The organism is Parendozoicomonas verongulae, assembly GCF_009711465.1.
GTDB classification, from domain to species: domain Bacteria; phylum Pseudomonadota; class Gammaproteobacteria; order Pseudomonadales; family Endozoicomonadaceae; genus Sansalvadorimonas; species Sansalvadorimonas verongulae.
Genome location: NZ_SMME01000870.1, coordinates 55,993 through 75,715 on the forward strand (window position 1 = coordinate 55,993; position 19,723 = coordinate 75,715).

At 50.9% G+C, this 19,723-nt stretch carries 14 protein-coding genes; 7 read left to right on the plus strand and 7 right to left on the minus strand.

The window, feature by feature from the left end; translation table 11 throughout:
- Positions 1 to 24 precede the first annotated feature (24 nt).
- Together pstA and E1189_RS20395 are read right to left on the minus strand one after the other, a co-directional pair.
- Complete coding sequence (gene pstA, locus E1189_RS20390; protein WP_155163003.1) at positions 25 to 1,689, minus strand: phosphate ABC transporter permease PstA; 1,665 nt, start codon at positions 1,687 to 1,689, stop codon at positions 25 to 27.
- A 31-nt stretch (positions 1,690 to 1,720) separates the two neighbouring features.
- Positions 1,721 to 3,985 carry an ABC transporter permease subunit gene (locus tag E1189_RS20395; protein ID WP_155163004.1) on the minus strand — a complete coding sequence of 755 codons (2,265 nt, stop codon included), beginning with the start codon at positions 3,983 to 3,985 and terminating at the stop codon, positions 1,721 to 1,723.
- A gap of 205 nt (positions 3,986 to 4,190) precedes the next feature.
- Between E1189_RS20395 and E1189_RS20400 the strand changes: the two genes are divergently transcribed.
- Positions 4,191 to 5,285: a hypothetical protein gene (locus tag E1189_RS20400; RefSeq protein ID WP_155163005.1), complete on the plus strand. Its 1,095-nt coding sequence runs from the start codon at positions 4,191 to 4,193 to the stop codon at positions 5,283 to 5,285.
- 53 nt (positions 5,286 to 5,338) lie between these two features.
- On the opposite strand, the gene E1189_RS20405 is transcribed toward E1189_RS20400, so the two are convergent.
- On the minus strand, positions 5,339 to 6,310 hold the full coding sequence (locus E1189_RS20405) for a PstS family phosphate ABC transporter substrate-binding protein (RefSeq protein WP_155163006.1): 972 nt from the start codon (positions 6,308 to 6,310) through the stop codon (positions 5,339 to 5,341).
- Between the two features lie 226 nt (positions 6,311 to 6,536).
- On the opposite strand from E1189_RS20405, the gene E1189_RS20410 reads away from it, so the two are divergent.
- Positions 6,537 to 6,971 carry an acyl-CoA thioesterase gene (locus E1189_RS20410; protein WP_155163007.1) on the plus strand — a complete coding sequence of 145 codons (435 nt, stop codon included), beginning with the start codon at positions 6,537 to 6,539 and terminating at the stop codon, positions 6,969 to 6,971.
- Here the strand turns inward: E1189_RS20410 and E1189_RS20415 are convergent.
- Positions 6,968 to 7,642, minus strand: coding sequence for a fumarylacetoacetate hydrolase family protein (locus E1189_RS20415; protein WP_155163008.1), 675 nt, complete (start codon positions 7,640 to 7,642; stop codon positions 6,968 to 6,970). The two genes, E1189_RS20410 and E1189_RS20415, sit on opposite strands and share 4 nt — an antisense overlap.
- Positions 7,643 to 7,710: 68 nt before the next feature.
- Here E1189_RS20415 and E1189_RS20420 point away from each other — a divergent pair, with 68 nt between their 5' ends.
- The 3 genes from E1189_RS20420 to E1189_RS20430 all read left to right on the plus strand — a co-directional run bounded on the left by E1189_RS20420 (position 7,711) and on the right by E1189_RS20430 (position 11,002).
- Positions 7,711 to 9,078 carry a histidine phosphatase family protein gene (locus tag E1189_RS20420; protein ID WP_155163009.1) on the plus strand — a complete coding sequence of 456 codons (1,368 nt, stop codon included), beginning with the start codon at positions 7,711 to 7,713 and terminating at the stop codon, positions 9,076 to 9,078.
- Positions 9,079 to 9,160: 82 nt separating this feature from the next.
- Positions 9,161 to 9,421 (plus strand): DUF4404 family protein, encoded by a 261-nt coding sequence (locus tag E1189_RS20425; protein ID WP_196221538.1) that lies wholly within the window; start codon positions 9,161 to 9,163, stop codon positions 9,419 to 9,421.
- 261 nt (positions 9,422 to 9,682) lie between these two features.
- On the plus strand, positions 9,683 to 11,002 hold the full coding sequence (locus E1189_RS20430) for an ATP-binding protein (protein ID WP_155163011.1): 1,320 nt from the start codon (positions 9,683 to 9,685) through the stop codon (positions 11,000 to 11,002).
- A 146-nt stretch (positions 11,003 to 11,148) separates the two neighbouring features.
- Here E1189_RS20430 and E1189_RS20435 read toward each other — a convergent pair whose 3' ends face one another.
- Complete coding sequence (locus E1189_RS20435; RefSeq protein ID WP_230460563.1) at positions 11,149 to 12,483, minus strand: FAD-binding oxidoreductase; 1,335 nt, start codon at positions 12,481 to 12,483, stop codon at positions 11,149 to 11,151.
- Positions 12,484 to 12,739: 256 nt separating this feature from the next.
- Here E1189_RS20435 and serA point away from each other — a divergent pair, with 256 nt between their 5' ends.
- Entirely contained in the window at positions 12,740 to 13,969 is a 1,230-nt protein-coding gene (gene serA / locus E1189_RS20440; protein ID WP_155163012.1) for a phosphoglycerate dehydrogenase, read from the plus strand.
- On the opposite strand, the gene E1189_RS20445 is transcribed toward serA, so the two are convergent.
- The gene (locus tag E1189_RS20445) at positions 13,966 to 14,442 is read right to left on the minus strand and encodes a YHS domain-containing (seleno)protein (RefSeq protein ID WP_329602147.1); all 477 of its coding nucleotides are present in this window, start codon (positions 14,440 to 14,442) and stop codon (positions 13,966 to 13,968) included. The genes serA and E1189_RS20445 overlap by 4 nt on opposite strands.
- A 440-nt stretch (positions 14,443 to 14,882) precedes the next feature.
- Here E1189_RS20445 and E1189_RS20450 point away from each other — a divergent pair, with 440 nt between their 5' ends.
- Entirely contained in the window at positions 14,883 to 18,350 is a 3,468-nt protein-coding gene (locus tag E1189_RS20450; RefSeq protein ID WP_155163013.1) for an indolepyruvate ferredoxin oxidoreductase family protein, read from the plus strand.
- A 128-nt stretch (positions 18,351 to 18,478) separates the two neighbouring features.
- Here the strand turns inward: E1189_RS20450 and E1189_RS20455 are convergent, their stop codons facing one another.
- Positions 18,479 to 19,456, minus strand: coding sequence for a YbgA family protein (locus E1189_RS20455; protein WP_155163014.1), 978 nt, complete (start codon positions 19,454 to 19,456; stop codon positions 18,479 to 18,481).
- Between the last annotated feature and the right edge of the window lie 267 nt (positions 19,457 to 19,723).

A 19,723-nucleotide genomic window follows, 5' to 3' on the forward strand; every position in this document is an offset into this window, starting at 1 on the left:
TGCCAGATATCCTCTATTTCCGGTTTACACTTCCAGAGACTTGTACTTCTCACGGAGATGATTCCGGATAGCAACCGCTGAAAGATTCAGGGCAGCAATAACAATCACCAGCAACAGGGCTGTGGCGTAAACCAGTGGTCGTGCCGCTTCAACGTTGGGGCTCTGGAAGCCAACATCGTAAATATGAAAGCCCAGATGCATGAACTTCTGATCCAGATGCAGGAACGGATAGTTGCCATTCAGCGGCAGGCTCGGTGCCAGCTTCACAACACCCACCAGCATCAAAGGTGCAACTTCACCGGCAGCGCGGGCAACAGCCAGAATCAACCCCGTCATCATGGCAGGGCTGGCCATGGGCAGCACAACGCGCCACAGAGTTTCCGCTTTAGTTGCCCCCAGAGCCAGACTGCCTTCACGCACGGAGCTGGGAATGCGAGACAAGCCTTCCTCCGTAGCAACAATAACCACCGGCAACGTCAGCAGTGCGAGAGTGATAGATGCCCACAGCAAACCCGGTGTACCAAACGTTGGGGCAGGCAGTGCTTCCGGGAAGAACGCAGCATCCACATGGCTGCCAAGGAAGTACACAAAGAAGCCCAGACCAAATACACCATAAACAATGGACGGTACACCGGCGAGGTTATTCACGGCGATACGAATGATCCGGGTAACGGTGCCCTGCCTGGCGTACTCACGCAGGTAAACCGCGGCAATCACACCAAACGGTGCCACTATCACCGACATGATCAGCACCATCATCACCGTGCCGAAAATTGCCGGGAAGATACCGCCTTCGGTGTTGGCTTCCCGTGGATCATCGGACACAAATTCCCAGATCTTGCTACCGTAAAACGCAACCTTGCTGCCAAGGCCCATGGCATTGGGCTGATAGGCGCGCACGATTTTGGAGACGTTAATCTCAACAGTCTGGCCTCCTACAGTCTCAGCCAGCACGCTGTCTCGGGTAAACGACACATAAAGATCACCCAGTTGTTTTTCCAGAACCTTGTAGGCTACATCCAGCTCAGCACGTTGGGCAGCAATATCCGCCAGCAGGGCCGGAGTCACCTGATTGCGCAGCTCCAAACCGCGCTGTTTCAGACGCAAACGCTCCATCTTACTGTTGATGGCACCAATATCCTTTTTCTCGATATGGTGAATCTCTTTATAAATCTTCAGCGCACGCTCAAGGCGGGTATTGAGAGCGGCCCAGGCCTCTGAACCAGTGGCAACAACAGAATCTCCCTGACGTACTTCTTTGAGGAAGCCATAGAAATTACCCCACTCCCGTCGTTCAAGGGCGATAGCATCTTCCGGATACTGGATACTTTGCAGCCATGGCTCCACAACCCACACGAAATCGCTGCCAGACACATCACGGTTGCCTACTTTCAGGAGCTGGCGGGTCACCAGCTCTTCTTCCGCTAATCCTGTAAAGCCAGCATCTATCAGACGCTGAGCAGGTATCTCTTCATCATCCGCAAGCTGTCCCATCACTGCGGAGCTGGTGTGCCCGGGAACAGAGTACTCAGCCATCATAATGGCAGAGGGCCAGAAGTGACCTAATCCACGCACGGCAATCAATGCCAGCAAGCCAATCACCATCACCAGGCTGATGGCGACAGCACTAGCATTCATCCATACCCACGGAGAACCGCTTTTAAACCAGCTTTTGACAGTTATCTTCATCTTCTCTGTACCGTCTTTATTCTTCCGCGAATTAAAGTGAGCTGTACTTTTGACGCAGGCGGTGACGAACCAGCTCTGCCAGAGTGTTCACCACAAAGGTGAATACGAACAGCACCAACGCAGCCAGAAACAGAATGCGATAGTGGGAACTGCCCACTTCAGATTCCGGCATCTCGACAGCGATGTTTGCTGCCAGAGTCCGCATCCCTTCAAAAATATTGGCGTCCATAATCGGCGTGTTACCGGTGGCCATCAGTACGATCATGGTTTCCCCCACAGCGCGGCCCATACCGATCATTACCGCAGAGAAAATACCGGGGCTGGCAGTCAGCAGAACCACTTTTGTCAGGGTCTGCCAAGGGGTTGCGCCAAGTGCCAGCGAACCATAGCTCAAGTGTTTGGGCACACTGAAGATGGCATCTTCTGCGATGGAGAAAATGGTTGGGATAACCGCAAAGCCCATAGCGAGGCCAACCACCAGCGCATTACGCTGGTCGTAACTGATGCCCATATCGTGGGTAATCCAAGTGCGCATATCGCCATTGAAGAACAGGCCTTCCAGCGTTCCGCTCATGGCCAGACACAACCATCCAATCAACAGCACAACGGGAATCAGCAAACCTGCATGCCAGCCATCAGGTACACGACTGCGCACCTCCAATGGCAGGCGATCCCAGAAGAAGGCAAACACCAGAATACCCACCGGCATCATCACCAGAAGGCTGAAGATGGCAGGCAGGTTGTTTTCAATAAACGGTGCCAGCCACAAACCGGCGAGGAAACCGAGAATGACCGTAGGCAGCGCTTCCATCAGCTCGATCACAGGCTTCACCTTGCGGCGCATAGCGGGTGCCATAAAGTAAGCGGTGTAGATCGCGCCACAAATTGCCAGCGGAGCTGCCAGCAGCATGGCATAGAACGCCGCCTTCAGTGTACCAAAGGCTAGCGGCATCAGGCTGAGCTTGGGTTCGAAGTCGTTATTGGATGCGGAAGACTGCCAGATATACTCAGGCTGGTCGTAAGACTCATACCACACCTCATCCCACAGTGCGCTCCAGGACACTTCCGGGTGCTCATTCTTCACGGAGAACAATTTCATTGCACCGGAGTTACCCAGCAGCAGGGCATCAGCGCGGGGAGCAATACCGATAGATGTAACATCCTTATCCGCGATATCAACCGTCAGCACCTTTCTATCTGCGGTAGTGTTGTACAGGCCGAGTACACCATCGCTGTCCAGAGCCAGAAAGCCCTTGCGGCGATGTTCAGGAATAATACGGGTAATGGCAGCAGTGCCTTGCTGGAAGCTGCGAATCTCGGTCAGCTGTCGTTCACCCTGCTCATTACGCGCCATAAACCACTGGGTGATACGGCCATGACTGTCACCGGACAACAGCGAGATGCCGCCTAACAGGAATTCCAGATCATTCACTTCAGCAGCATCGTGAGTCAGCTCAATCACATGGTGAACAGCAGGAAGGCTGGTGCTGATATCAACCTGAGTCAGCGTATCTTTGCCTGATAGCACGTAGAGCCACTTCAGGTCAGGCTCAAGCAGAAGACGGCGGACGTTTTCACTCACCAAAGGCATGGATACATCTTCACCTTCAAGGGTGACTTCTTCTGTGAGGAAGTCTACTTCCTTGGTGAAGCGGGTCATATACAACTGATTGCCATGGGCGCCAGTCACAATCAGTTGCTCTTCAGAGTCTCTAACCGCGACCTCACTCAGGGATTTTCCGGGAGCCAGTTCAATAGCGTCCTGACCATAGGGATAAACCAGTGATGGGGTAATCACCCGTTTGTCACCTGGCCATGTGGTTTTGTATTCGTGTTTGAAGATGATGGCGGAACCGTCCGACAAACCTGCCACCAGAAGATTTTCGCCGGGAGCTGATTGGGAGACAGAGGTCACAGTCACATCAGCGGGCACCGGCAGGTGAGCCTTCAGCTTCTCGGAGCCATCAGCTGCATCAAAGAACAGCGCATCGCCGCTGGTGCTGACTTTCAAACCAATCTCGGCCTGTTCTTCCATTGCCAGATACAGCGCCTGACCAGAGGCCATAGGAAGCACATATCTGTGTTCTTCCTGTACTCTGGCAGATTCAAACAACGGAGCTACTTCGTAAAGCAGGTAGAAGAAAATCAAAAGGATGGCTGCAATAACACCAAGCCCGCCAGTGGCAATGCCATAGCGGGCTGTGCGGTCTTTCAGTTTGCGGATATTTCGATAACGCAACAGGGCCGGCGTATCAAAGCTTACATTGGGTGCCGACTGCATACTGTGATCACTCATAAACTCTTTTGGGGCTGGTTTATTCCTTTGTATGGGCGAACATTAACTGCACTATGTGACAGTAATGTGACAAAGTTGTCACAGAGTTATTTCTTTATGATGAAGAGGGTATTTCACCAAATTGTCAGGTCTGCTGACATAACTGTTATGGAGCCTGTTCCTGTCCCGCTTTGATAATCAGGTCTTTTACTTGAGCAGATTTCCCATGCCGACCGAAGTTATGCCCCAAAGTCTAAAAAATGGCAGAGACAGCGGCTACTTCCAGCCTCTGGCGAATATTCGCAATTGGATGAGCAAGGCGTGGCAGGGGCTGAACACTCAGCCCTGTGCACCTACGTGTTCAACCCGCCACCCTGAAGGCACGCTTCACTACTCTGAAAAGCGTAAAACCCTCCACCAAAGAGTCAGCTCCCAACATGGCATTACGGATGAGGATAAAGCCAGACACTTTATAAAAAATCTGAAACGCTCTCTGGATCGCACAGTGATCAACACGGAAGAACTCGTCACCAGAAGGGATGTTGATGATCTTCTGGAAAAGCTGATGCGCCAGATGTCTCTCCATCAGCAAAAACTGGTATCCCGCTTTCCAGGCAGGGTTGCTCGGGATAAAGCGATCAGACACGTCTTCAGACACCTGAAAAAAACAGCAGCTACAGCGTTTGAAAGGCGGTGTTTTCCAGAAGTGCTTGAGAGGATGAACGTCGCCCTTAAAGACAATCGCAACAGTCTGATTCTCAGTCTTGCCAATGCCAGGCCAGCTCCCCGCCCTCAGACACAAGAGCACAGGGAACAGAATTTTTTTGTTGAAAGACAACAGGGGTTGCAATGTGGCCGACACGCTATCAATGCCTTCTACCAAAAGCGCGTTCTTCGCAATCAACCAGAATTCGAATATATGGAAGCCCTGCAAATGCTTCGCCGCATGCAGGAAATTGAAGTTCTTGAAGGCACTCACCGCCCTCTGGTGATGCACCAGTACCATCTGATAGTGCATGAGCGTGGCCATCGCCACAGAATGCCAACTCCCAAATGTTTTGATGATTTGAGCTGCAACCGACTCACCCTGACGATGGAAGGCCACCATGTATGCTTTGCACGGGGAACGGATGGTGAGTGGTATTTACTGGATAGCCTGAAATCCCACCGAGCCAGGAGGGTGAAGCCCTCTTCCTATATTCGCAGCCATCGCCGTGTGCACTCAAAAAAAACGGTGCTGCAACGCCCGGGAGTTGTGACTGTCGCTGTTATTTGCCAACAGACGAGGGACGCGCTGGACGGCTGTGTAAGTACCCCATAAAGCAAAAGGCCGACGCATCCATGCATCGGCCTTATTAACAACTCAGGCTGTGGTTACAAACCCAGTGCAGCCAGCTGTTTGTCAACAACCCCGGAAGGCAGTGGGATGTAACCATCCTTTACCACAACTTCCTGCCCCTGCTGAGAGAGAACCAGCTTCAGGAACTCACGCTCGATAGGGGCCAGCGGCTTGTTAGGCTGCTTGTTCACGTACACGTACAGGAAACGAGATAGTGGATAACTGCCGTTTACAGCGTTGTTCGGGTTCGCGTCTACAAAAGGCTGCCCCTCTTTTTTGGCCAGAGGCACAGTCCGTACGCTGGAAGTTTTGTAGCCAATACCTGAATAGCCGATGCCGTTCAGAGATGCGGATACAGACTGAACAACTGATGCAGAACCAGGCTGCTCATTGACGTTGTTCTTGTAGTCCCCCTTACACAGGGCCTTCTTCTTGAAGTAGCCGTAGGTGCCTGATACAGAGTTACGACCATACAACTGAACATCACGACCTGCCCAGTGGCCAGACAAACCTGCATCGCCCCAGGAAGAGATAGCTTTATTGCCACCACACTTGAGGGTGGAAGAGAACACTGCGTCAACCTGTGCCATGGTCATGCCCTTGATCGGATTATCTTTGTTGACGAATACCGCCAGAGCATCGATAGCAACAGGAACAGCAGTGGGCTTGTAACCAAATTTCTTCTCGAAAGCCGCCAGCTCCTTATCCTTCATCTTACGGCTCATGGGGCCGAGATTAGAGGTACCTTCCGTCAGCCCCGGAGGCGCAGTAGAGGAGCCCGCCGCCTGAATCTGGATATTGACGTTAGGGTAGGTGCGCTTGAAGTCTTCGGCCCAAAGGGTCATCAGATTAGCAAGAGTGTCTGAACCCACGCTGGACAGGTTACCGGATACGCCACTGGCCTTGGTGTAAGTGGGAATATCTGCATCCACTTTACTGGCCTGGACATTCAGGGAGACACTGGCAGCGGCCAGAGTCAGGGCGGTAGCAATACCTTTCAGATTCATTTTAAGCTCCAGTGCTTATCTATTTTCAGGATCTTATTCTTCTTTGAGTATCTAAAGCGAAGCCAGTATCCGATGCACAGGTGACAAATATATGAATCGTTTGTTACAGATTTGCTACACCACTCAATATTTTCACGTGCACTGGTGTTTATTTCTTTTTCGACTTTAAATCCCTGAGCGCATATCGGTATACTGATCCCAATAACAATAAAAAAGAGCCTGCACGATGTTTGACACAGAAATTAACGCTGTAGAACTTGATTCTGTTGATACTCTCGACGCAGACCTGTACCCCACACCCCACGGGGAGCTGGCTCTGCAAATTCCAGCGATGCCCAGAGATACCAACCCTGATAATGATATTTTCGGTGGCTGGGTTGTATCCCAGATGGACCTGGCCGCAGAAATCACTGCACGCAAAGTGGCCAAAGGGCGAGTGACCACCATCTCTATCCACCAGCTCACGTTCCTGCGCCCCATAGAAGTGGGAGATATGGTGAGCTGCTACACCAATGTCACCAACGTAGGCAGCAGCTCTGTTCACATAGATGTGGAAGTGTGGGTGCGCTCGGCGTCTGATCAAGAGCCTAACAAAGTGACTGAAGGCACTTTTGTGTTTGTAGCCATCGACCAAAACCGCCGCACCCGTCGCATTCGCTAAACAATCTCAGTCGAAACGTCCAGCAGCCCAGGAAGCGCAGCCTTTAGTTGCATTCCTGGTTCCAGCTGCCCTACACCAGCAGGTGTTCCGGTTATCACCACATCACCCGGTTCCAGAGTAAAAAAGGTGCTGATGTAAGCAATTAAAGGAAGAATACCGTTCAGCATCTGCGAACTGTTCCCGCTCTGGCGCAATTTACCATTGATATGTAGCTGCACAGGAACATCCTGCCAATCAACGATACATTCGGCAGGAACAAATGCTGAAAGAGGACATGAGCCATCAAATCCCTTGGCTTTTTCCCATGGGTGACCCTTTTCTTTCAGTGTACTTTGGAGCTCCCGCAAGGTCAGGTCGAGGGCGATCCCAACGCCAGAAATACCTGCTGCCACTTCACCTTCCGGGGCACCCGCCAGTTTTTTCCCAATCAGAACAGCAATCTCCGTTTCATAGTGAACACTGCCAAAGTCTGCTTTCACAACAACAGGCTGCTCCAGAGACACAATAGACGAGGCCGGTTTCATAAACAGAAGCGGCTCTGTGGGAACAGGGTTATTTAATTCTTGTGCATGTTCAGCGTAATTCCGGCCCACGCACACAACCTTGCCTGTGGGTAAATCAACCTGAGAACCATCAAACCATTGGTGCTGATACAAACTTTCCCCCTTCATTTTTATAATGCGTCTATCTTGTTGGCTTTCTTTTTGGCCGTGTGCCCTAGCCTTCAGGAATACGATAGATGAAGTCAAGATGCTTCTTGTCCGATTTGCTCTGCCTCTTTGCCCTGTTATTGCCCGCTCTGGTTACTGCAGAGGCAGAAACCAACGAACCGGCGGAGTGGAAAAACTTTCTTGGGTTAACCACCATGTATCCCTCCACTCAGCAGGAGGGCTCCCGTCTTGTACCAACAGGATATACCCTGGCTGGAGAGGTTCATCTGGGTCGCCATGGCTCCCGTCAAGGTATCTATCCTAACGAGCTGGCAGAACTTCGTCAGTCTGCCCATGACTTGTTTAAAAAAGGTACCTCAACGCCTGCAGGAGCAAAACTGCTGCAGCAGATTGATAACTATTACGAGTGGCATGAAAAGACAAACGCACTTGGCAGGCTCACCTATGAAGGTGTAATGGAGCAATTTCATCTGGGGGCTCGCATGGCCATGAGGTTTATGGACCATTTAGAGGGTAATACACCCGTACGTGTGCGAGCTATAAACTCTGGCCTTAAACGCACCCAGGAAAGTCAGGCAGCTTTTATCTTTGGAGTAACCGGGGCATTTGCCGTTGCACAAGAAAGGGCTGTGCACACCTACAACATCCATACCCATAAAGATCTGAAAGCGACTAACCCCCACACCTACTACAACTACAGGCCTCTCCATGACGTGACCAAAGCTATTGGGAAGGTGCTTGCCAGCCAGCAGTGGTCAGAGCCCCCTCAATCACTTTATGACTTTGCAGCAACTGTCGTCAGTGGTTTAAATGAGGAAGACGCACGGCAACTGGTGAAAACCATGGCGCAGCTGTGCAGGTTGGATTCGCCACAAGATATGAAGTGGGAACTGTGCGCACCTTTTGAGACATTTTCGAAAACAGAAAACAGTGTCGGGCTCTTTTCCTTTCTCTACGACATAACCCGTATCTTCGAGTTTTATGCTGCTGGCCCGGCGGTAGAAAAAAAAGGAGCTGTATTTGCCCTCGGTCTTCCTATTCTCGATAGCTTCTTATCCGCAGCACAGGAGATTGTGGAAGAACCAGAGACGGCTCCCCACATGAATCTGCGTTTCAGCCATGACTCCTCACTCATTTCCTTCATGACAACCCTCGGGCTCATTAAAGCAGAAGGCAACAACAAAGAGCGTATGGAAACATTTTCCATGAAAGAGCTGTCTCCCATGTCCGCCAATATTGTCTGGCAGGTTTGGCGTAAAGGTTATGATGTACAGGTGGTAATGTTGCACAACGAACAGCCTGTCAACTTCCCAATTCCGGAGTGCGCAGAGGCGTTTATGTGCCAGTGGGATATTGTCAGGGAGCATTACTCTCAGGAAAAGTATCAACTGTCCCAATTACCCCAAACACTCTCCCTTCTGAAAGGCCAGGATTGATTGTGTAAGTACCCAGACCAGCTATTCCCTCGTGGAAAGTAGCTGGTCTATGATGGAGGTGCAAAGCCAAAGGAGAAAAACCATGAATGAAGAGCTTCAGGTCCGAATCCAAACGCTGCACGACATACTGGAAGGGCAACCAGTTGACGAGTGCACCGCTGCATCCCTAAGACACATCACCACTGAGTTACAACTGGCACTCGCTCAGGCCGATGGCACCATTCCCCAGGAATCCTACAACGAAGAGCTGGAAAGACAGGCCTTGCAATTTTCTGAGAACCATCCTGCCCTTTCGCAAGCGATACAGCAGGTTGTGAATACACTCAATAATATCGGTATCTAATACCCCAGCTATGAAAGTCCAGCTTCACTTGTGCAAACAGATGCTGGACTTATCCAAACGTTCACAGCCCACCATCATGCCGTTATAGGGCACGAAGCCTTATAAAACAAGGCAATGGCTTGTTTAGCAGCCACAAAAATCCATATTTACAGGCAGTCTAATCCATATTTACTGGATTAGAATTCCATATTCACTCATACTAAAATCCATAATTACTGGAGTAAAATTCCATATTCATCCATCTTGGAATCCATAATTCCTATGACATTAAGCCCTTCTTCAGAACCTCTCTACCCTAAGAGTACCGGCTACTGCCCCAGAGCAATTGAGAGTAACCTGAAGGCCTGCATAGCCGACACTCCAGCTATCATAATCACTGGTCCCCGGCAGTCTGGAAAGACCACCTTAGTTAAAGAACTATTGAAAAAGTGTGGCGGAGGTAGCTACCACACTCTGGATGATGAAAATATACTCGCTCTTGCCGAAGCTGACCCTGTTGGCTTTTTACGTCAGCAGCAAAGCCAACAGACACACCCTGAAGCACCCGCCCCCATCATTATTGATGAGATACAGCGCGCCCCCAGCCTCATCCGTACAATAAAGCTGCTGATTGATGAGCGTCGTCGACCCGGGGCTTTTATCCTGACTGGCTCTGCTGACCTGATGACACTACCAACGCTGGCAGACTCACTGGCAGGGCGTGCTGAATTCATCACTCTTTACCCATTTAGTCACCCTGAAAGGGCTTATCAGGGGCAGTCCAGTACACCACCGGATATCATCAGCCAACTTCTAGCCCCTGACTACTCCCCCCAAGCTGGGGCTCCCCTCTCTCTCCGACAATTACAGGACATTATTCTCCAAGGTGGATACCCTGAAGCAGTAACCCGCTCTGGTACACGCCGTAGCCGCTGGCATAAGTCGTATGCCGATGCCGTCATTCGTCGAGATATTAAGGAACTCTTCCAGCTTCAGAAATTGGATGAAATGGGACAGCTATTCAAGGCCTTGGCCGCTATTAGCTCGGAAGCCCTGAGTTATGCCGCTTTAGGTAGAGCTGCACAGATGGATACAAAATCGGTTCAAAAGTATGTTGCTGCCCTTGAGAACCTTTACTTGATCAAGCGTATTCCCGGCTGGCACCGCAACGAATTAAAACGCACAGTGAAGCAGCCAAAAGTTCACTTTATTGATACAGGATTACTCTGCACGACTCGGGGCATTACAACCACCCACTTGCATAAAAACCCCAATCTGATGGGCCCCCTTATGGAAACATGGGTAGGCTCTGAGCTGCTAAAGGCAATGGCCGTCAGTGAACAAGAGTCAAATCTCTTTTACTATCGAGATCAAAACCGGCGAGAAGTCGACTTTATCCTCGAAGGTCAGGATGGTCAGGCCACAGGCATTGAAGTTAAAGCAGGTATGACTATTAAAAAGTCCATGTTCTCCACCCTTGAAATGCTACTGGAAGCAGGAGTTATCCAGCGTGGTGTCGTCGTCTACAACGGTGATCAAATACTCCCCTTCTCCGACCGGCTGCTTGCGGTGCCAGCGGGAAGTTTGCTTTCGGGCTGTTAAAGCCTCAATCTTGGCGTAAGAAACAATCCCTTTCGTTTACAAGAATCTTCACCCACTGGCCCTGGCAAAATCATTGGACTGCATTGTAAGCACTCGGACCATTGCTTTCGCATAGTCTGGCGGCGTCTTTTGATGCCATAGCCCCTCTAAAGATCAAAAACCTTCCCGGGGTTCATAATCCCCTTCGGGTCAAATACAGCTTTTACCCCGCGCATCAAAGCAATCTCCTCTTCACTGCGGGTGTAGGTCAGATAATCTTTTTTCAGCAGCCCCACACCATGTTCCGCCGACACTGAGCCGCCATACTTCTGCACAATCTCAAATACCCATTTACTGACCCGGTTACACTGCTGCAGGAACTCCTCACGGTTCAGGGTATCGGGTTTGAGTATATTCAGGTGCAAATTGCCATCGCCGATATGACCAAACCAGATAATTTCAAAATCCGGATATTCCCGGGAAACAACATCATCAATCTCCGCCAGAAACGCAGGGACTTTGGAGACGACCACGGAAATATCATTTTTATAGGGTGTCCAGCGAGTAATGGTCTCGCTGATATCTTCCCGGCAGCGCCACAGGTTCTCCAGCTGAGACAGGGTCTGGCTCATCACTCCATCCAGCACCCAGCCTTGCTCCATGCAGTGCTCGAACAGTTCCATGGCTGTGTCGGATACCGCTTCACTGGTGCACTCAAACTCAAGCAGTGCATAAAACGGCGTGGGCGTTTCAAAAGGGCGCGGTATTCCGCTGTGTGCAATCACCTTGCTTAGCGCCTGCTCGGAGAAAAACTCAAAGGCGGTTAAATCTATCTTCTGCTGGAAACTTTCGAGAATGGACATCACGCCATTCATATCTTCCGCTCCCAGCATCAGCACGGTGAGATCCTGCGGCGGGCGCGCCAACCGCATGGTGGCTTCCACTACAAAGCCGAGAGTGCCTTCACCACCAATAAACAGCTGTCGTAAATCGTAGCCCGTGTTGTTTTTAACAAGTCCGCCATTCAGCTCCAGTAATTCACCGGTTCCGGTTACTACCTTTAATCCGGCGACCCAGTCCCGGGTCATGCCGTAGCGAATCACCTTAATACCGCCCGCATTGGTAGAGATGTTGCCGCCAACCTGGCTGGAGCCACTGGATGCAAAATCAACAGGATAAAAAAGCCCCTGCTCTTCGGCGAAGTGCTGGAGTTGTTCAGTGATAACACCGGGACCGCACACAACGGTTCTGTCGATAGCACTGAAATCACTGATGGTGTTCATACGGTCGAAGGCCACAACGATTTCGCCATTCATCGCTACTGCACCAGCACTCAACCCAGTGCGACCACCAGACGGCACCAGCCCGATAGTATGCTCACAGGCAAACCGGACAATGGCCTGCACCTCTTCAACAGACGACGGTAGAATAACAGCGAAAGGAGCCGGATCATGGAAGCGGGTCCAGTCTCGGCCATACTTCAGGAGAGAATCATCATCCATCAGTATACGAGGCGTTGCACCGGCCACTTTAACAAGTTCGGCTTCAAGAAGGCTCACCAACTGCTTTTTGTTCATTTTTCTGCCTTTCTTACCATTGAGAACGTCAATCGCGGCCATTGTACGCATTTACCGAGGTTTTTTCTTTGATCGGCGCTAATATCCCGAAACAGCTATGGTAGTATGACCTTCCCAGTTGAGGGGCTGGGCGCGCAACACACAATGATAAAGCAGTTCAGGAGCCGTCAGGAAAAGCACCATGGCCACTACATCACTCGAAAAAGGCAAAATACGCTTTTTGCTTCTTGAGGGCGTTCATCAGTCTGCCGTGGATACACTGCAGGCAGCTGGGTATAACAACATCGAGTATCTGAAAACATCTCTGCCGGATGCAGAACTCAAAGAGAAAATCGCCCATGCACACTTCGTTGGAATTCGCTCTCGCACACAGCTCAAGCGTGATGTGTTTGAAGCCGCAGAACGCCTGATTGCCGTTGGCTGCTTCTGTATTGGCACCAATCAGGTTGATCTGGCAGCAGCTACAGAACAGGGTATCGCTGTTTTTAATGCGCCATACTCCAACACCCGCTCCGTTGCTGAACTGGTTCTGGCCGAAGCTATTATGCTGGCTCGCGGCATTCCCGAGAAAAACGCTATGGCTCACCGGGGCGGCTGGCTCAAGAGTGCAGCCAACTCCTTTGAAGTTCGTGGCAAAATACTTGGAGTCATCGGTTACGGAAACATCGGTTCTCAGCTGAGTGTTCTGGCGGAATCGCTGGGTATGAAAGTGATCTTCCACGACACGGTTACCAAGCTGCCTCTGGGCAATGCTTCTCAGGCTGATTCTCTGGAAGAGCTGCTCACCACAGCAGATATTGTTTCCCTGCATGTTCCGGAAACAGCATCCACTCAGTGGATGATTGGCGAGAAAGAGCTGGCCGCCATGAAGAAGGGCAGTATCCTGATCAACGCCTCTCGCGGCACGGTTGTGGATATTGATGCCTTGTCAGCTTCCCTGAGAGACAAGCATCTGCTCGGCGCTGCCATTGATGTATTCCCGGTAGAGCCTCGGTCAAATAACGAAGAATTCATTTCGCCACTCCGCGAGTTTGATAACGTAATTCTTACACCACATGTGGGCGGCAGTACACTGGAAGCTCAGGCTAACATCGGTAAGGAAGTGGCGGACAAACTAGTGCGTTACAGTGATAACGGTACATCCCTGTCCTCTGTGAACTTCCCGGAAGCCTCATTGCCAGCTCATGCAGGCCACCATCGCATTCTGCACGTGCACGATAACATTCCCGGCATCCTGACTCGTATCAACCAGACCTACTCGGAGCAGGGCATCAACATCACCGGCCAGTACCTGCAAACCAATGAGAAGATTGGCTATGCGGTAACCGACATAGAAGCCAAACACAGCAAAGAGGCCATCACCAGATTGAAAAAGATTGAAGGTACGATTCGTTGCCGGGTTCTTTATTAAGGAATGTACTTTTCCTTGAGGGCTGGCCACTGTACGTCAGCCTTCTCAATGTGGGATTGAAAATCCTTAAGCCAGCGTTTGTTGATTGAGGGGTTATGGTTCAGGTACAAATTTCCGTCAATTATCTTCCAGTGCTGTGGACTTCCCCGGTACAACATGCCTTTTTCTGACACTGCCCATGCACAATGACCTCCATATTTGGGAGCGTACTTCTCTGGGTTGGCTTTGAACATCTCCAAGTGATCACGACTCACAAAACGCCAGTTCACCCCGGCCCACTCCCAAGAGTATTTCCGCTTACCTTTTACAGCCTTACCCATGGTGAAATAAGCCACCGTATCAAAACCGCCTACGGCTGCATTCCCCATAAAAGTGGTGTAATACTCACTGCTGCCAGCTTGAGCATTTCCAGAAAAGCCAGCAAAAACAAAAACCAGAGCCAACAGTGAAGTTTTCAAACTTGAACAGATCACAGTCATTCCTCCATGAACAACATCTTTTTATCTGGTAAGAATAGCCTGTGAAAATATCAAGCCCCCCTGCACCTGCCGTGAAAGTAATATTGACGCTCCGGATTCTTTACCAGTATTGTTAGGACAAGTTGCCCCACAAGGGCAACACGTTGTACCGCTGGCCTATCAGCTACATAACAAAAATAAAGAAGCTCCCAACGCCGCAATCCGGCAGAGGGCAAGGTGCGTTCCAATGAATACAAAGCAATCTCTGCAGACGCCGCTCTGCTGTCTCGCCCTCCGTAAGTACCAGAAGTGGGCTGCTCCCGATACGCCCGGCCGGAGTTTTTGATTTCATCTCAACATTTCCAAACAAATGCCTGCTGAAAACGTTGGATTTTTCTATGCTCGTACAGGCGTAGTTTTCAGCTCTGGTCTATTGTGTTCAGGGAGCATTCACTATGAAACAACGCATCTCACTTCAGGACAAATGGGAGAAAAACTCAGGCAGGGTTTATCTCAATGGCAGTCAGGCCCTGGCTCGGCTAACAATGCTGCAGGCCGATCTGGATAAAAAGAACAACTTAAAGACCGCCGGGTTTATCTCTGGCTACAGAGGCTCCCCCCTCGGAGGTTTTGACAAAACCCTCTGGCAAATCCAAGACCACCTGGAAAAGTCCAACATCACCTTTCAACCGGGCGTGAACGAAGATCTCGGCGCAACCGCCGTATGGGGCACCCAGCAAGTGAATGTCTTTGAAGGGGCTACTTACGACGGAGTATTCGGGCTGTGGTACGGCAAAGGTCCGGGTGTTGATAGAACCGGTGACGTGTTCAAACATGCCAATGCTTTTGGCACTACGCCTAACGGTGGCGTACTGGCTGTGGCCGGAGACGATCACGCCTGCAAATCCTCCACCCTTCCACACCAGAGCGACTACGCCTTTATGGACGCCATGATGCCGGTGTTATATCCGTCCGGTATTCAGGAAGTGTTGGATTTAGGGCTATACGGTTGGGCCATGTCCCGCTACTGCGGCAGTTGGGTGGGCTTTAAAGTGCTGGCAGAGGTGATGGATTCTTCTGTCTCTGCCGAGCTGGACCTAAACCGTATATCCATCAAACGCCCCATAGACTTCAAGCTTCCCAAAGATGGTCTGAACGCCCGCTGGCCTGATAAGCCCATGCAGCAGGAAGAACGCCTTCATCAGTACAAACTTCGAGCGGCCAAAGCCTTTGCCCGTGTCAATCAACTGGATAAAACCATCATTAGCACTGCTGGTAAAGCCCAACTGGGTATAGTGACCGCTGGAAAATCCTATCTCGATACACTGCAAGCCTTAGAGGACTTAGGAATCACCCACGATAAAGCGAAATCCCTCGGCATCACACTCTACAAAGTCGCCATGCCCTGGCCGTTGGAGCCGGTTGGGATACGGGAGTTTGCCCAGAACACTGCAGAGCTTTTAGTGGTTGAAGAAAAACGAGGCGTGATTGAAGACCAATTGCGCAGCCAGCTCTATAGCTGGCAAGATGATCAGCGCCCCATTGTAACCGGCAAACAGGACGTTGATGGCAGTGAACTGCTCAGCTCTCTTGCAGAACTGACCCCAGCCATGATTGCCCGCGCCATCGCCAAACGCATTCATTCTTTTTACACCAGTGAGAAGATTAAAGAACGCCTGTCGTTTCTGGAAAAGAAAGAAGCCGAGCTGGCAACCCCCCGGGAAGTGCTGGAGCGAGCCCCGCATTTCTGCTCCGGCTGCCCCCACAACACCTCAACCCGCTTACCAGACGGCAGCCGTGCATTGGGAGGCATCGGTTGCCATTACATGGCAACCTGGATGGATCGCGGCACCGACACCTTCACCCAGATGGGTGGGGAAGGTGCCACATGGATTGGGCAGGCGCCATTTACCAAAAACAAGCATGTTTTCCAGAACCTTGGTGACGGCACCTACTTCCACTCAGGGTTGCTGGCTATCCGTGCCGCCATAGCCGCCAATATCAATATTACCTACAAGGTGTTGTATAACGATGCTGTCGCCATGACGGGTGGTCAGCCTGTGGATGGCGAGCTCTCTGTGCAGCAAATGTCCCATCAGCTGTACGGGGAGGGTATTCGGCACATTGCAGTGGTCAGCAACGAGCCCAACAAATACCCTAGCCGCGCCGACTTTTCCAAGGGGGTCACCTTCCACCACAGGGAGGATCTGATAGCGGTACAGCAAATGCTGCGTGAAGAAAAAGGCTGTACTGCCCTGATCTACGATCAGACCTGCGCTGCAGAATTGCGTCGTCGCCGCAAGCGCGGGCAGGTGCCTGAGCCGGATAAGCGTCTGGTGATTAACACTGAAGTGTGTGAGGGTTGCGGCGACTGTGGCGTACAATCCAACTGCCTGTCTCTGCTGCCGGAAGAAACTGACCGAGGCCGCAAACGCAGCATTGATCAGTCCGCCTGCAACAAAGATTACAGCTGTGCCACAGGTTTCTGTCCCAGTTTTGTCGCGGTGAAAGGCGGTAAACTGCGTAAGGCCACGACAGCCGAAAGCCCACTGCCTTTTACTGACCTGCCGGAACCTCAACGGCCAGACAGTGCAGGAGTGTATAACATTCTCCTTTCTGGTGTGGGTGGCACCGGCGTTGTCACAGTCAGCTCCCTGTTGGGTATGGCAGGGTACATAGAAGGCCGGGGCGTTGGTGTGCTCGACCAGACTGGTCTGGCACAGAAGTTCGGGGCAGTCATGAGCCATATCCGCATTGCATCTTCACAAAAGCAAATTCATTGTGTGCGCATCCCCGCCGGTGAAACGGACCTGTTGCTGGGCTTTGATCTAATGGTAAGTGCCAGTGAAGAAGCTTTGGGTAAGCTGGATAGAACCCGTACTCGTGCGGTCATCAATAACCATGAAGCCATGCCTGCAGACTTCACTCGTAATCCTGACCTGCACACTCCCAATGCCCAAATGCAGCACGTTATAGAAGACACCTGCCAACCATCGAAAAGTATCGCTCTGGATACAACCAAACTCGCCACAACGCTGATGGGTGATAGCATGGCAACCAATCTGTTTACTATCGGCTTTGCCTGGCAGAAAGGGCTGATTCCTCTCAAGAAGGAGTCCATTCTGGAAGCTGTCACTCTCAACGGCACGGCTGTGGATGCAAACATCAAAGCTTTTGAGTGGGGGCGGTGTGCTGCTCACGATTTGAAAACAGTCAAGAAAATTGCCTATGGCACTCTCGATACTCAGCCCCAGGTCATTAACTTTGTGCCCAGCCTTGAAGACATTATTCAACGGGAACGCAGGCATCTCACCGAATACCAAAACGAAGCACTGGCTAACCGCTACGAAGAGCAGGTGCGCAAGCTGCAGGCTATGGATGCGAATTTGACTCTCACCCAAGCTGTAGCTGAAAACTACAGCAAAGTACTGGCCTATAAAGATGAGTACGAAGTCGCCCGCCAACTCAGCTCTCCAGCCTTCCGCCAAAAACTGGAACAGCAGTTTGAAGGAGCATTTACGTTAGAGTTCAATATGGCTCCACCACTGATCAGCCGTATTGATCCTGCCACCGGACGCCCTCGCAAACGAGTATTCAGCGAGAAAATTCTTCCGCTTTTTCGTCTGTTAACCAAGATGAAAGGCCTGAGGGGCACACCGTTTAATCCGTTCGGTTGGAGCCATGACCGCAGGCTTGAGCAAAAAATCATTCAAGAATATGAGCAGGACTTGAGACGCATCAAGCACCATCTGAACACTACCAACTACAACGACGCCTGCGAGCTTGCCCGCTTACCGTCCATGATTCGCGGTTATGGTCCGGTAAAGGATGTCAATTACCAAAAGGCTCAGGAGCAGCGCGCCCGCTTGCGGGGTTTACTTACTACAACACGCTACGAGTTAGCGACTGAAGCCATTATCTAAATCATCACAACTAAGAAGAATAAAAACCACTATGCCTGTACACACCAATTCGGGCTATCGGGTATGCACGGCAGTGGGTCCCCGCCTGCGCGGGGATGACGTATCCGGCAAAAGGGTTTCATGCAGATTTACAATGTATTGCGCAACCCAAGCTCTTCAGGGTGAGGCTGGAGATACACCTGCTCTTTCACATAGTCACTGCCGTGAATATTCAAAAAATGCCTGAGCATGGTAATGGGCACCACCAGCGGAATCGTGCCGATACGATATTGTTCAATAATATCCAGCAGGGTTTTCTTGGATTCTTCACTGAGAGTTTTCTTCATATAACCCAGCAGATGCAGCAGTACATTCGTATGGCTTTTTCGGTTGGCCTTGAAGCACAAGGTTTCCATAAACAGTGCAATATATTCAGCTGCCAACTCATTAACAGGTATCTTCTTACCAATAGAGACCATCTGCCCCAGCTTACGATAATTTTGCGGGCTATGAGCCATAATCAGGTATTTATGCGATGCGTGAAATGCTACCAGCCCGGCATGGGTTGGGTTATCCCGCATCTCTTGCTGCCAGCGATGCCAGGCAAAAACCCGAACAAAGAAGTTATCCCTGAGAACAGGATCATGAAGCCGCCCTTCCTCCTCAACGGGAAGCAGCGGTGACGTTTCCATAAGGGAGCGGGCGAACATACCGGGGCCGCTGGCTCCAGCCGGATTACCATTAGGGTGATAAATTTTTACCCGCTCCATGCCACAGCTGGGAGATTTTTGCATCAGGATATAGCCACTGATGCTGCGCTCCAGAGAGCGCGCAACCTGCTGGCCATATTCCGCCAGTGGTTCAGTGAAATCATTCTCAGGATGATCTGTACCCACCACGCGATATTTATCAGCATCTCCGACAAGGCGAATTGGCTCTCTGGGAATACCAAGCCCTATAGCTACTTCAGGGCAAACAGATTTGAGATGGAAGAATCGAGTCAGACTGTTGACGACAAACCCTGAACGTTTGTGATCACCGTTATAGCGTACTTTCTCACCTGCCAGACAGGCACTGATTCCCAGTGTGATTGTTTTTTCAGGCTCGGGACGGTCGACTATGGCCATTGCACACCTGCTCTTTTTGTATATGCCTGAAAAATTGTACAACAAATCCGGCGTATTGAGTGTTTTATCCGCCACATTGTCATCCCAATAAAGCTTTGATACCCCTTTAACGGTTTGACATGAATCAGTACGCGAAATCAGGCTAGCTTCTATATTCATAGCGTACTGACTCACTAATCAAACGAAATAGTCATGCGATTTAATAACATCATTACCAGTAATATGAGTGCGCGTTGGTACGTCATTGACGAATCACGGTCTGCATTC

Bases quoted from the DNA above. Each gene is read 5' to 3' on its own strand.
- E1189_RS20410 (WP_155163007.1), top strand. From the start codon at position 6,537: ATGTTTGACACAGAAATTAACGCTGTAGAACTTGATTCTGTTGATACT.
- E1189_RS20400 (WP_155163005.1), top strand. From the start codon at position 4,191: ATGCCGACCGAAGTTATGCCCCAAAGTCTAAAAAATGGCAGAGACAGC.
- E1189_RS20455 (WP_155163014.1), bottom strand. From the start codon at position 19,456: ATGGCCATAGTCGACCGTCCCGAGCCTGAAAAAACAATCACACTGGGA.
- E1189_RS20450 (WP_155163013.1), top strand. From the start codon at position 14,883: ATGAAACAACGCATCTCACTTCAGGACAAATGGGAGAAAAACTCAGGC.
- E1189_RS20425 (WP_196221538.1), top strand. From the start codon at position 9,161: ATGAATGAAGAGCTTCAGGTCCGAATCCAAACGCTGCACGACATACTG.
- E1189_RS20420 (WP_155163009.1), top strand. From the start codon at position 7,711: ATGAAGTCAAGATGCTTCTTGTCCGATTTGCTCTGCCTCTTTGCCCTG.
- E1189_RS20430 (WP_155163011.1), top strand. From the start codon at position 9,683: ATGACATTAAGCCCTTCTTCAGAACCTCTCTACCCTAAGAGTACCGGC.
- serA (WP_155163012.1), top strand. From the start codon at position 12,740: ATGGCCACTACATCACTCGAAAAAGGCAAAATACGCTTTTTGCTTCTT.
- E1189_RS20405 (WP_155163006.1), bottom strand. From the start codon at position 6,310: ATGAATCTGAAAGGTATTGCTACCGCCCTGACTCTGGCCGCTGCCAGT.
- pstA (WP_155163003.1), bottom strand. From the start codon at position 1,689: ATGAAGATAACTGTCAAAAGCTGGTTTAAAAGCGGTTCTCCGTGGGTA.
- E1189_RS20435 (WP_230460563.1), bottom strand. From the start codon at position 12,483: ATGGATGATGATTCTCTCCTGAAGTATGGCCGAGACTGGACCCGCTTC.
- E1189_RS20395 (WP_155163004.1), bottom strand. From the start codon at position 3,985: ATGAGTGATCACAGTATGCAGTCGGCACCCAATGTAAGCTTTGATACG.
- E1189_RS20415 (WP_155163008.1), bottom strand. From the start codon at position 7,642: ATGAAGGGGGAAAGTTTGTATCAGCACCAATGGTTTGATGGTTCTCAG.